The 12,152-nt window shown below is 69.5% G+C and carries 10 protein-coding genes; 5 read left to right on the top strand and 5 right to left on the bottom strand.

All coding sequences use genetic code 11. The annotated features are described in order from the left end of the window. Positions 1-55: 55 nt before the first annotated feature. Positions 56-1,909, bottom strand: coding sequence for a dihydroxy-acid dehydratase (ilvD, locus tag GPX89_RS27250; RefSeq protein WP_157390474.1), 1,854 nt, complete (start codon positions 1,907-1,909; stop codon positions 56-58). Positions 1,910-2,019: 110 nt separating this feature from the next. On the opposite strand from ilvD, the gene GPX89_RS27245 reads away from it, so the two are divergent. Beyond that, entirely contained in the window at positions 2,020-2,667 is a 648-nt protein-coding gene (locus tag GPX89_RS27245) for a TetR/AcrR family transcriptional regulator (RefSeq protein WP_157390473.1), read from the top strand. A gap of 87 nt (positions 2,668-2,754) precedes the next feature. Next, positions 2,755-3,300: a hypothetical protein gene (locus GPX89_RS27240; RefSeq protein ID WP_157390472.1), complete on the top strand. Its 546-nt coding sequence runs from the start codon at positions 2,755-2,757 to the stop codon at positions 3,298-3,300. On the opposite strand, the gene GPX89_RS27235 is transcribed toward GPX89_RS27240, so the two are convergent. Continuing rightward, positions 3,297-4,187, bottom strand: coding sequence for an alpha/beta fold hydrolase (locus tag GPX89_RS27235; protein ID WP_157390471.1), 891 nt, complete (start codon positions 4,185-4,187; stop codon positions 3,297-3,299). The two genes, GPX89_RS27240 and GPX89_RS27235, sit on opposite strands and share 4 nt — an antisense overlap. A 136-nt stretch (positions 4,188-4,323) precedes the next feature. On the opposite strand from GPX89_RS27235, the gene GPX89_RS43960 reads away from it, so the two are divergent. After that, positions 4,324-7,638, top strand: a complete 3,315-nt coding sequence (locus GPX89_RS43960) for a BTAD domain-containing putative transcriptional regulator (RefSeq protein WP_198347611.1) — start codon at positions 4,324-4,326, stop codon at positions 7,636-7,638. Between the two features lie 293 nt (positions 7,639-7,931). Here the strand turns inward: GPX89_RS43960 and GPX89_RS27225 are convergent, their stop codons facing one another. Then, positions 7,932-8,225 (bottom strand): hypothetical protein, encoded by a 294-nt coding sequence (locus tag GPX89_RS27225; protein ID WP_157390470.1) that lies wholly within the window; start codon positions 8,223-8,225, stop codon positions 7,932-7,934. A gap of 143 nt (positions 8,226-8,368) precedes the next feature. Next, a complete protein-coding gene (locus tag GPX89_RS27220; RefSeq protein ID WP_157390469.1) occupies positions 8,369-9,211 on the bottom strand; it encodes an NAD-dependent protein deacetylase in 843 nt (280 codons plus the stop codon). A 129-nt stretch (positions 9,212-9,340) separates the two neighbouring features. Here GPX89_RS27220 and GPX89_RS27215 point away from each other — a divergent pair, with 129 nt between their 5' ends. Next, complete coding sequence (locus GPX89_RS27215) at positions 9,341-10,132, top strand: SDR family oxidoreductase (RefSeq protein ID WP_157390468.1); 792 nt, start codon at positions 9,341-9,343, stop codon at positions 10,130-10,132. 24 nt (positions 10,133-10,156) lie between these two features. Here the strand turns inward: GPX89_RS27215 and GPX89_RS27210 are convergent, their stop codons facing one another. Further along, the gene (locus tag GPX89_RS27210) at positions 10,157-11,155 is read right to left on the bottom strand and encodes a 1-aminocyclopropane-1-carboxylate deaminase/D-cysteine desulfhydrase (protein WP_157390467.1); all 999 of its coding nucleotides are present in this window, start codon (positions 11,153-11,155) and stop codon (positions 10,157-10,159) included. Positions 11,156-11,270: 115 nt separating this feature from the next. On the opposite strand from GPX89_RS27210, the gene GPX89_RS27205 reads away from it, so the two are divergent. Next, entirely contained in the window at positions 11,271-12,134 is an 864-nt protein-coding gene (locus GPX89_RS27205; protein ID WP_157390466.1) for an SDR family oxidoreductase, read from the top strand. The last annotated feature ends 18 nt before the right edge of the window (positions 12,135-12,152 follow it).

Genomic DNA, 12,152 nt, shown 5'->3' with positions numbered 1-12,152 from the left:
GTGGTCGGTGACCGTCACAGCGGCGGGACGCGTTCGGCATCGGCGGCGTCGGGGCTCAATCGGCGAGCTTGGCGGGATCGCGCACCGCGCCCTTGTCGGCCGAAGTGGCCAGCAGGGCATAGGTTTTCAGAGCCAGCGAGACCTGCCGGTCGCGGTTGCGCGGGCGGTATCCGCCGTTGGCTTCCAACTCCGCCCGGCGGGTGGCCAGCTCGGTGTCGTCGACGTGCAGGGTGAGAGTGCGCGACGGGATGTCGATGGTGATCGAATCGCCGTCGTGGACCAGGGCGAGCGTGCCGCCGGCGGCCGCTTCGGGGGAGATGTGGCCGATGGAGCAGCCGGAGGAGCCGCCGGAGAAGCGGCCGTCGGTGATCAGGGCGCATTCTCCGGCCAGGCCGAGACCCTTCAGATACGAAGTGGGGTAGAGCATTTCCTGCATGCCCGGCCCGCCGCGCGGGCCCTCGTAGCGGATCACCAGGACATCGCCCGCCGTGATGCGCTTGGACAGGATCGCCTCGACCGCCTCCTCCTGTGACTCCACCACCACGGCCGGGCCGGTGAACGTGTGCATGTGCGCGGCGACGCCCGCGGATTTCACGACCGCGCCGTCGACGGACAGGTTGCCGCGCAACACCGCCAGGCCGCCGTCGCGCGAATGCGCGTGGGCGACATCGCGAATGCAGCCCTCGGCGGCGTCCAGGTCGAGGGTGTGCCAGTGTTCGGACTGGGAGAAGGCGGTGGCGGAGCGCTTGCCGCCGGGTGCCGCGTGGAACAGTTCGAGGGCGGTCGTGGCGGGGCGGGCGGCGCGGACGTCCCATTCGGCCAGCCAGCCGTCGAGTGAATCCGCGTGCACCGCACGGACATCGCGGTGCAGCAGGCCGGCGCGGTTCAGCTCGCCCAGCAGCGCGGGGATGCCGCCCGCGCGGTGCACGTCCTCGATCAGGTAGTCGCCATTGGGTGCGACCTTGCACAGGCAGGGCACCTGCAGTGACATCTTCTCGATGTCGGTGAGGTTGTAGTCGAGCCCGGCCTCCTGGGCAGCGGCCAGCAGGTGCAGCACCGTATTGGTGGAACCGCCCATGGCCAGATCGAGAGCCATCGCGTTGTCGAAAGCCTTGCGGGAGGCGATGTTCCGAGGCAGCACCGACGCGTCGTCCGCGTCGTAGTAGCGCCGCGCGATGTCCATCACCGTGTGCCCAGCCGCCCGGTACAGCTCGGCGCGGGCGGTGTGGGTGGCCAGGGTCGTGCCATTGCCGGGCAGCGCCAGGCCCAGCGCCTCGGTCAGGCAGTTCATGGAGTTGGCGGTGAACATGCCCGCGCAGGAACCGCAGGTGGGGCAGGCGTTCTCCTCGATGAGCGCCAGGTCCTCGTCGGAGACGTCGGGGGACACCGCCTCGGACATGGTGACGATGAGATCGAGGCGGCTGCGCACGGTGCCGTCGACCAGCACCGCGGTGCCGCCCTCCATCGGGCCGCCGGAGACGAACACGGTCGGGATGTTCAGGCGCATGGCGGCCATGAGCATGCCGGGAGTGATCTTGTCGCAGTTGGAGATGCACACCAGGGCGTCGGCGCAGTGCGCGTTCACCATGTACTCGATGGAATCGGCGATCAGGTCGCGCGAGGGCAGCGAGTACAGCATTCCGCCGTGCCCCATGGCGATTCCGTCGTCCACGGCGATGGTGTTGAACTCGCGCGCGATGCCGCCCGCCTCGCGCACCGCCTCGGAGACCATGCGGCCGACCGGCTGCAGGTGGGTGTGACCCGGCACGAACTCGGTGAAGCTGTTCGCGATGGCGACCACCGGCTTGCGTCCGATATCCGCCGACGGCACGCCGCTGGCCCGCATGAGGGCGCGGGCCCCGGCCATGTTCCGTCCGTGGGTGACCGTGCGGGAGCGCAATTCGGGCATGACGCCTCCTCGTTCAATCCGCAACCAGATGGTTGCAACCGTATGGTTGGAGTTTGTCACAGCCGCGAGCCCAACCGCAACCGTGCGGTTGGAGATGGTTGGATGGGGGCATGGCGTGGGATACCGAGAGGACCAGAAGGCTGCTGCTCGAGGCGGCGGTGCACGAGTTCGCCGAACGCGGACCCGACGGTGCCCGGGTGAACGCCATCGCGGCCCGCGCCGGTATCAACAAGGAGCGGATCTACCAGTACTTCGGCGATAAGCGCGGCCTGTTCGAGGCCGTGCTCACCGACCAGCTCGAACAACTGGCCGCCGCCAGCCCGCTCTCGGCCGACAAGGCCGGGGACCTGGCCGAGTACGCCGGGCATGTCTTCGACTTCCATCGCACGCACCCGCAGTTCCTGCGGCTGATGTATTGGGAAGGGCTGCAGCCGCAGGACGGTGAACTGCCCGCCGAATCCGCGCGCGCCTCCCACTACGCGGACAAGGTGGCCGCGCTGGCCACCGCCCAGCGGGCCGGAACGCTGACCGACGACGTCGCCCCCGGCTATCTGCTCTACGCGGTCGCGGCACTGGCGGCCTGGTGGTTCGCCGCGCCGCAGGTGGTCCGCATGATCCTGGGCGCGGACACCGACAACCCCGAGGCCCTGCGGGCGGCGCTGGTCGCGCTGGTGCGGCGGCTCGAGGTGCGTGACCAGCGCGAGATCCAACCTCCGCTCGGAGCTGGATCCCCGGAAAGTGGGGGCACAGCTATTTGAAGGATTGTCATTTCAGATATCCTGAGGCTGGATAGGCTGCCGGAATCCCGTGACACTCCCGGGAGCAGGCAAGGAGATTCACCGCCGATGAGAGCAATGGCACTGTCCCGCAAGAGCTTCGGAACGATCGTGATCATGACCGCGGCCACCGCCGGGCTCGTGATGAACGCGGCCCCGGCCTCCGCGAAGATCACCTACCTCGTCGGGGTGTGCGGCGGAGACGACGGCGGCACGTGCGGTTCGCAGGTGGGCATCCTCGTGGAGTCGACCACGCAGGCTCCGGTGGCGATCATGGTCAACGGGGTCACCCTGGCGGGCAGCCCCTTCGTCCCGTCCCCGACCTGCGGTCTCAATGAGGGCGGGGGCACTTACGGCGCCGACATCAACGTCACCGATGCGAGTGGCGACCTGCACATCGTGGCCACCCAGAAGGACGCGGACGGCACCACCAGCCAGATGACGTTCGACTACAGCTATGCGGCAGCCCACGGCAACAACACCGGGAGCTCGGGCATCACGGCCCTCACGGGAAGCTCCAACCTGATCTCCACCGGAAGCTCCGCCTTCACTTCGATCGCGAATATTCTCCGAGGGCTCCCGACCGGCAGCGGTACCCCCACGCGGGCGTGTTAGAAACCCCGCTGGCGGTTCATCAATTCCCTCAGGGCGCTGATGATTTCGGCGGGGGACTCCTCGGCCATGAAGTGACCGCAGGTGACGGTGTCGTGTTTCAGGTCCGGGGCCCATGTGCTCCACAGCTTCACGGCATCGAAACCGAGGAATGAACCCCAGTCCTGCTGCAGGACGGTGACCGGCATGCGCAGGGTGTTGCCCGCTGCGCGGTCGGCGCGGTCGTGCTCGACGTCGATGTTCGCCGAGGCGCGGTAGTCGGCGACGATCGAGGGGACGGCATTGCGGCAGGCCGTGAGGTAGGCGTTGCGGATATCGGCCGGGATGGCGTCCGGGTTCCGGGTCCAGGTGTCGAGGAAGTGGCCGAAGAAGGCGTCGGGACTCGCACCGATGAGTTGCTCGGGAAGGCCGACCGGTTGGGCCATCAGATAGAGGTGGAAGCCGATGGCGCCGGTCAGGCCGTGCATCACCTCCCACATGTCGAGGGTGGGCAGTACGTCCAGCGACGCCAGGTGGGTGACGTGCTCGGGATGGTCGAGGGCGGTGCGGACGGCGACCAGCGCGCCGCGGTCGTGCCCGGCCAGCGCGAAGGTCTCATGGCCGAAAGCCTTTGCGAGCGCGACGATATCGTTTCCCATGGTGCGCTTGGCGTAGGTCTGCCCGTCGATGTCCGCCGGCTTGTCGCTGCTGCCGTAGCCGCGCAGATCCGGGCAGATCACGGTGTGGTCCGCCGCCAGATCGGCCGCGACATGCCGCCACATGAGGTGGGTCTGCGGGAAGCCGTGCAGCAGCACGATCGGGCTACCGGAACCGGCCACCGCGGTCTCGAGGGTGACGCCGTCAGCGACGGTGACGCGCTGATAGTCGAATCCGGGGATGCGGGGGCTCATGGGTGTTCCTTCCGGGGTTGGCGGGGGTACCGGACGAGGTTCGCCCGGGGCGCGCAGCAATCGGTCAGCAGCGACTCAGTGACGGTCGGCGGCGGTTCGCCGGGCTTGTCCGCCGCAGCCGATAGAGTCGGCCGACGTGGTGACTTTCGAGGTCCTGGGCCCGCTGCGGGCCCGGGACGAGCGCGGACCGCTGGCCCTCAAAGGCCCGCGGCACCGCGCGCTGCTGGCTCGGCTGCTCATCGCGCACGGCCGCGTGGTCCCGCTCGCCCAGCTCATCGGCGACCTGTGGGAGCAACCACCCCGCGACCCGAACGGCACCATCCAGACCTTCGTCTCCGACCTGCGCCGCATCCTCGAGCCCGCCCGTCGCCCGCGCGAGCCCGCCCGCCTGCTCGTCACCGCCGCACCCGGCTACGCGCTCCGGCTCGCCGCCGACCGGGTGGACGCGGGTCGGTTCGAGGCGCTGGTCCGCTCGGCGGTCGAGGGTTCCCCCGGCCAGGCGGCGCTCGATGCGCCGCAAGCCTTCCCCTCGGCCCCGCTCGATCCGGATGCGGCCCTGCTGGATCTCGATGCCGCCCTGTCACTCTGGCAGGGCCCCGCATATGCGGAGTTCACCGACCGGCACTGGGCGCGCGCCGAGATCGCCCGACTGGACGAACTACGTTCCCTCGCCGTCGAACTCCGCGCCCGCACCCTCACCGACCTGGGCCGCCACACCGACGCGCTCGCCGCCCTGGAATCCCACCTGCACGACCACCCCCTCCGCGAACCCGCTTGGCACACACTGGCCTTGGCCCGCTACCGCGCCGGCCGCCAAGCCGACGCCCTCGCCGCCCTCCGCGAGGTCCGCCGCAACCTCCGCGAAGAACTCGGCGTCGACCCGGGCCAGGGCTTACGCCAGCTGGAAGCCGACGTTCTGGCCCAGGCGTCGCACCTGATGGCCCCGGCTGCACTCGAATCGTCGGGTGGACGGTCGGCCGTCGGCCGGGATGGTTTCGTATCGGCCGCTGGCGGAGGCGTCGACGCGTCTGAGCAATTCGTGGGTCGCGCCGATGAGATGGCAACTGTGAAAGAGGTTGCGGAGCAGTCGATTCGGTCGGGGCGGGCGCGCACGGTCTTGATCTCGGGCATCGAAGGAGCGGGGAAGACCGCACTGGCCCGGGCGATGTCGGTGGCACTGCGTGAGCGTGGATGGATCGTCGGGTGGGGAGCCAGCCCGGCCGACAGCGGTGCACCGGCAGACTGGCCGTGGACACGGATCGTCTCGGCCTTGGCTGCCGCGGGGCGAGGGAGACCAGCGGCGGTCGATGATCGCGAGGCCGGCGCATTGCCGCACCCGATCTCGGTGGAGGGGGCTGCGGGCGAGGCCCTCGGCGGCGTCGACCTGTTCGCGGACAACAGAAGCGGGGGAGCCGATCCTGCACTGGGGAGGTTCCGGGCGCGACAGGCGGCCGTGGACCGTCTGGGTGCCGCCGCGGGGCGTGGGCCGGTGCTGGTCGTCTTCGATGATCTGCACTGGGCCGGGGCGGAGACCCTCGAGCTGTTCGCCGCTTTGGCGACGACACCGGTCGAGGGGCCGGTGCTGCTGGTCGGCACCTATCGCGGCACCGATGTCGAGGCCGGACTGGCAGCGGCGCTGGCTCGCCTGGCACGGGTCGAGCCGGTCCGCATCCAGTTGGGTGGACTCGATGTGGAGGCGACGGGGGAGCTGGTTCGCGGCGTCGTCGGGGTCGGGATCGACGGTGCGTCGGTGCGGCGGATTCATGCTCGCGGGCAAGGGAATCCGTTCTATACGCGAGAGCTGGCGCGGCTGTGGTGGGACGAGGGGGAGACGGCGCTGGACTCGGTTCCGGCCGGGGTGCGGGATGTGGTGCGGCATCGGCTGGAGCGGCTGTCCAAGGACGAACGAGCTGTGCTTGCGCAGGCCGCGGTGATCGGGGCGGAGGTCGATGTCGAGTTGCTCGTCGAGTTGGCCGGGGACGAGGAACTCGTGATCGCGGCGGTGTCGGCGGCGTCGCGTGCCGGGTTTCTCGACGAATCCGGCTCGGCGGATGTGGTTTTCGTACACGCCGTGGTGCGGGACGTCGTCTACGGGGACATTCCCGCACCCCGCCGGTCCTCGTGGCACGCGAAGATCGGAACTCTGCTCGAAGCTGCCGGAAACGCCGATCCTGCCGTGCTGGCCCATCACTTCGTGCGCGCGGGGACGCGGGGTACCGCGCCGAGAGCCGGAAAGTACGCGCGGGCGGCCGCATTGGCGGCCGAACGGGTTTTCGCCGTGCACGAGGCCGCCCGCCTGTGGGCCGATGCGGTGACCGCCTACGAGCGTGCCGGTGACATCCGCGCCCAGCTCGAAGCGGCCATGGGCCTGGTGCGCGCCCTCGCCATCACCGGACGCCTGCCGCAGGCCGGAACCCTGCGCGCCGAAGCCATTCGGACCGCCGAGGCCCTCGGCGACCCGGACGTGACCGCCCGCGTGATCGTCGCCTTCGACATCCCCACCGTCTGGACCGAGACCGACGACCCGGACCTGGCCCGAACGGTCGTGGACGCCGCCGAACGCGCTCTTCGTGAAATACCCACCGCGGACCCGGAACTCCGCTGCCGCCTGCTCGCCGCCATCGCCCTCGAACTGCGCGCCACCGACCCCGGCCGCGCCCGAGCCGCCGTGGACGCGGCCGAATCCCTTGCCGCCCAACTCGACAACCCGGCTCTGCGGGCGCTCACCCTGAACGCCCGCTTCCTGCAGACCTTCCACCGCGCCGGTCTGGCCCCGCGGCGCGCCGCCATCGGCGCGGACCTGATCGCCGTGTCCCGCGCCCACGACCTGATCACCTTCGAAGTCCTGGGCCATCTCATCCGCGTCCAAGCCCTCAGCGCCACAGCCGATTTCGATGCCGCCGACCATCACGCCCGCGCGGTCGACGAGTTGGCCGAACGCTACGATCTGCCCCTGGCTCCCTTCTTCACCCGCTGGTACACCGCCCTGCGCACCTCGATCTCGGCCTCCTACCAGGAATCCGAGGCCGCCTACCGCTCGGCCTCGGCCGCCCACCCCGGCACCGCCATGCCCGGCCTGCACCGCGGCCTGCTCGCGCTGGCCCTGTTCTGCCTGCGCCTGCGCCACGACAAATCCGTCGCCGCGGTACGCCCGGCCGACCTGGGTCCCCACGCCCCCTGGGCGATTCCGCTCATCCTCGTCGAACAGCACAGGCACGCCGAGGCGAGAACGGCTCTGCTGGATCTGCCCGAGCCGCCCGGCGACATACTCCTGGAACTGCGCCTGTGCCTGCTGGCGCGCGCAGCCGCCGCCCTGCGGGAGCGCCCGACGATGGCGCGGCTGCGCGACCAATTGGCCCCGGCCGCAGGCGAGTTGGCCGGAGCGGGCACGGGTCTGCTCACCCTCGAACCGGTCTCCCACTATCTGGCGCTGCTCGACTCCGATTCATAACCCGCGCAATGGGGTTCGCGGGCGGGAACAGTCGTCCCCAAAACCGGGGGGCATGCGACCGATCGCCGATCGGTGAACAGTGCCATTCGCAAACTGAAATCCACGCACCACCCACACGCCGATCAACGGCAATGCCGTCACGCTGAAATGGCCGCCGGCGACGACCGGCTACCACCACCTGACGGGTCAGTACGAGACCGGTGCCCAGCCGGGCTGGCCGGACGGCATCGTGCCGCCCGGCTTCCTGAACTTCCGGGCCCGAAACCCCTTGTCGGTTTCGGGCGGTCGGGTGATCAGTTCTTGGTGGACGGTTCGGTGGTCTTGGACTTGTCGGTCAGCTGGGCGGCTTCGTTCGCGCGCTGCGCTTTCAGGTCGGCCTGCCACTTCTCGAAGTCGGTGCGCATCACGCTGATCTGGTGTTCGACGGCCTCTCGGGTGTCGGCCCACCACTTCTGTGCGGTCTCGCGCAGTTCGGCCGTGGTCTTCTCGAACTCGTGGCCTTCGCGCTGCCGCGTGGCGGCGGAGGATTCCTCGAAGTGCTTCACCTTGGCGGCGAGCTCGGTCAGGGATTCCGACAGTGGCTTCATGGTGTGGTCCTCTCGAATGACATTATCCGCGTGTGGATTCGGTCGTCGGTCACCATCCAGACTCGTCACCGCGACCGATCGGTCCAAGGGCAGAACGTCCTTTGAAACCTGCCACACGGCACCGGATACCCGGATTGCCGGAATCAATCGGGGGCGAGGGCATCCGCGAGGGCGGTGAGGACCGGGGCGCATCCGGTATCGAGGGTGAGGGTCGCCAGCTCGTCGGCCCGGGTGCGACCGCGGTTCAGGATCGCGACCGGACGACCGGATCTGGCGATGCGGCGGGCGAATCGCAGACCGGACATCACCGTGAGGGAGGACCCGACCACGAGCAGGGCGTCGGCCGAATCCACCAGGTCGAAGGCCGCGGCGACGCGAGGTTTGGGCACGGATTCGCCGAAGTAGACGATGTCGGGCTTCAGGAGTCCGCCGCATTCGAGGCAGTCGACCATGCGGAAGCGGTCGGTGTCGGTGACCACGGCGTCGGCGTCGGGGGCCACCTCCAGCCCGTCGACCCGGTGGGAGTCGGCGAATCCGGGATTGGCCGTTTCCAGGCGCTCGGCCAGTGACATTCGTGAGGTCAGCGCGTCGCAGGTCAGGCAGCGGACGCGCGCGTAGACGCCGTGCAGGTCGATGACCCGCCGCTGACGGGCCTTGGTGTGCGGCAGGTCCACGTTCTGGGTGATGAGCCCGGTCACGATGCCAGCGCGTTCGAGCCTGGCCAGGGCGCGATGGGCGGGATTGGGCCGGGCGGCGTCCATGTGACGCCAGCCCACGTGGTTGCGAGCCCAATACCGTTGGCGGAAAACGGGATCGCCGACGAACTGCTGATAGGTCATCGGCGTGCGCTGCGGCGATTCGGGGCTGCGGTAGTCGGGAATGCCGCTGTCGGTGGAGATGCCCGCCCCCGTGAGCACGGCCAGGCGACGCCCCGCGACCAGTTCCAGCAGGCGGTCGAGCTGCGGCGCGGAACGGAGATCGGGCATGCGGCCAGCGTACGACGGGGCCGGGATGTGCTGTGGGTCACGTCGTGTCACACCCGGTGGCGGTGCCTCGTCAACCTGGCAGGACGCCCTCGAGACGGCGTCGCGACATCGACGAAGGAGATGGTCATCATGGCGAAGACGGTGCTGGTTACCGGTGGAACCGGGACGCTGGGCAAGCTGGTCACCCCGCTGCTGCGCGAGGCCGGAGTCACCGTGCGGGTGCTGAGCCGGACCGCGCGGGAGGCGAGCGACGGGATCGAATACGTGGCCGGGAACCTGCAGACCGGCGAGGGTATCGCCGCGGCGGTGGCGGGCGCGGACACCGTGCTGCACCTGGCGGGCACCCAGAAGGGCGACGGCGAGAAGGCACGGACCCTGGTCGACGCGATCGAGGCGGCGGGGGAGTTCCCGCACCTGGTCTTCATCTCGGTCGTCGGCGCCGAGCGGGTCCCGGTGGAGAGCGCCATCGACCGCCAGACCATGGCCTACATGGCCTCCAAGCGCGATGCCGAACTGGTGGTGGAGAATTCGGGCCTGCCGTGGACCACGTTGCGCGCCACCCAGTTCCACGATCTGCTGTTCACCATGGTCTCGGCCATGGGCAAGCTGCCGCTGGTGCCCGCCTTCGACTTCCGGTTCCAGCCCATCGAGACCGCCGAGGTGGCAGCGCGTCTGGTGGAACTGACGCTGGGCGAGCCTGCGGGCTACGTCGCCGAGATCGGCGGGCCGAAGATCTACACCATGAAGGAGCTCGAGCGCAGCTACCTCGACGCCACGGGCCGTCGCCGCGCGGTGTTCACGCTGAAGGCTCCGGGCAAGGCGTCGCGCGTCTACGCGGCGGGTGCCAACCTGACCCCGGATCACGCTGTGGGCGAACGGACCTGGGAGGAATTCCTGGCCGCCAAGCTCGCCGCGGCCTGAGCGCCCGAGATGCGGTGTCCGCTGTCAGCGCGGTCCGTTGGTGTTGAGATACACCACCGGACCGTCGCCGAACCGGCCGTGCGCGTTCATATCCAGCAGCGCGGCCATGGCCTTGGCGGTGTAGACCGGCTCCAGGGTCATGTTCTCCCGATCGGCCGAGAGGGCCTGCGCGGTAGCGGCTTCCGGCATCGGATGGCCGTATCCCGGGCCGAGGTATTCGGTCACGATGTCGAGATTGGCGGTGGGGGAGAGGTTTTCGGGAGGGCGGGCCCCGCGCTTGCGCAGCAGCCGTTCACATCGGCCCGCCAGCTTGGACAGTGTCGTCGAGTCCAGTCGCAGGGTGTCGTTCACGATCACGCCCACCACTCGCGTCGCGAGCCCGGCCAGCCGCAGCCCCAGTGACAGCCCGGCCGCGGTCCCGCCCGAACCCACGGGAATGACGATGTGGCTCGGTTCCGGCAGCTCCCCGGCCCGCACCTGCTCGGCCAATTCCAGTGCCGCCTCCACGTATCCGAGCGCCCCCACCGCCGACGACCCGCCCGCGGGCAGGAAGTACGGCGGCCGCAAGCCGGAGAAATGCCGGGCCAGCAGCCAGGGCGCACTCGCGATGGTGCGGGCCTTGGAATGGGTGAAGTGCAGTTCCGCCCCGGAGTCCCGCAACCGCTCCAGCTGTGCCCGCACATGCTCGTCGACCGGCTGATCGATCAGTGCCAGAACGGTTTTCACTCCGTGCTCGCGCCCGTAGAGCGCGGTCGCCAGCCCCCAGTTGGTGCCCAGCCCGCCCACGGTCACGATGGTGGTCCGCCCCTGGCGCAGGGCGTCGGGCAGCAGCCATTCCAGCTTGCGCACCTTGTTGCCGCCCCAGCCGCCGTCGCCGAACATGCTGTCGTCCTTGAGCCAGATATCCGCGCCGACCGTGTCGAGCGCCGCGAGCCGCCGCACCGGTGTCGGGGTCGTGCCCAGCCGGACATGGGGCAGCGTCCGCGCGAGTTCGGGGTGGAGCTGGTGCAGATGCGGAGTCATCACACCAACCCTATCGACTGACCAGTTCCGCGACGAGTGTGGCGGCCAGCACAAACCGCTCGGATCGCGGCTGCTAGTTTCCGAAAGGAACACAGTATTCGGCAAGGAGAGACAAATGCCTGGTGTAACCGATCGCGTCGTCATCGTCACCGGAGCCGGTGGTGGCCTGGGTCGCGAGTACGCGCTGCTGCTGGCCCGCGAGGGTGCGCAGGTCGTGGTCAACGACCTCGGCGGCGCCCGTGACGGCAGTGGGTCCGGGCACAGCATGGCCGACGCGGTGGTCGAGGAGATCAAGGCCGCGGGCGGCACCGCGGTCGCCAACTACGACAGCGTCGCCACCGTCGAGGGCGCGCAGTCGCTCATCCAGACCGCGCTCGACAGCTTCGGCGCGGTGCACGGCGTGGTCAACAATGCCGGCATCCTGCGCGACACCAGCTTCGGCAAGATGACCCCCGAGGCGTTCGAGGCCGTGCAGCGCGTGCACCTGTTCGGCTCGTTCAATGTCACCCACGCCGCGTGGGGCCACTTCCGCGAGCAGGGCTTCGGCCGCATCGTCATGATCACCTCCACCTCCGGCCTGTACGGCAACTTCGGCCAAGCCAATTACGGCGCAGCCAAACTCGGACTGGTCGGCATGATGAACACCCTCGCCATCGAGGGCCGCAAGTACGACATCAAGGTCAACGCCGTGGCCCCCATCGCCGCCACCCGCATGACCGCCGACATCGCCTCGGCCGAGTTCCTCGAGAAGCTGCCGCCCGCCCAGGTCGCCCCGATCGTGGGCTACCTGGTCAGCGAGGACAACCAGGATTCCGGCATGACCTTCGTGGTCGGCGGCGGCGCGGTGCATCGGGTCCAGTTGTTCGCGAACAAGCCCGTCTTGTTCAGTGCGGTCCCGACGCTGGACGAGGTGCGAGAGAATTGGAGTCGTATTACCGATATGTCCGACGCTCAGCCGGGGGTCAATCCAGCGGGCTGAGCCTGCGCGAGGAGCCTC

This window comes from Nocardia terrae (assembly GCF_009760405.1).
GTDB lineage: Bacteria > Actinomycetota > Actinomycetes > Mycobacteriales > Mycobacteriaceae > Nocardia > Nocardia terrae.
This window is presented reverse-complemented; position numbering and strand designations above follow the sequence as displayed.

Bases quoted from the DNA above. Each gene is read 5' to 3' on its own strand.
- ilvD (WP_157390474.1), bottom strand. From the start codon at position 1,909: ATGCCCGAATTGCGCTCCCGCACGGTCACCCACGGACGGAACATGGCC.
- GPX89_RS27245 (WP_157390473.1), top strand. From the start codon at position 2,020: ATGGCGTGGGATACCGAGAGGACCAGAAGGCTGCTGCTCGAGGCGGCG.
- GPX89_RS27240 (WP_157390472.1), top strand. From the start codon at position 2,755: ATGAGAGCAATGGCACTGTCCCGCAAGAGCTTCGGAACGATCGTGATC.
- GPX89_RS27235 (WP_157390471.1), bottom strand. From the start codon at position 4,187: ATGAGCCCCCGCATCCCCGGATTCGACTATCAGCGCGTCACCGTCGCT.
- GPX89_RS27225 (WP_157390470.1), bottom strand. From the start codon at position 8,225: ATGAAGCCACTGTCGGAATCCCTGACCGAGCTCGCCGCCAAGGTGAAG.
- GPX89_RS27220 (WP_157390469.1), bottom strand. From the start codon at position 9,211: ATGCCCGATCTCCGTTCCGCGCCGCAGCTCGACCGCCTGCTGGAACTG.
- GPX89_RS27215 (WP_157390468.1), top strand. From the start codon at position 9,341: ATGGCGAAGACGGTGCTGGTTACCGGTGGAACCGGGACGCTGGGCAAG.
- GPX89_RS27210 (WP_157390467.1), bottom strand. From the start codon at position 11,155: ATGACTCCGCATCTGCACCAGCTCCACCCCGAACTCGCGCGGACGCTG.
- GPX89_RS27205 (WP_157390466.1), top strand. From the start codon at position 11,271: ATGCCTGGTGTAACCGATCGCGTCGTCATCGTCACCGGAGCCGGTGGT.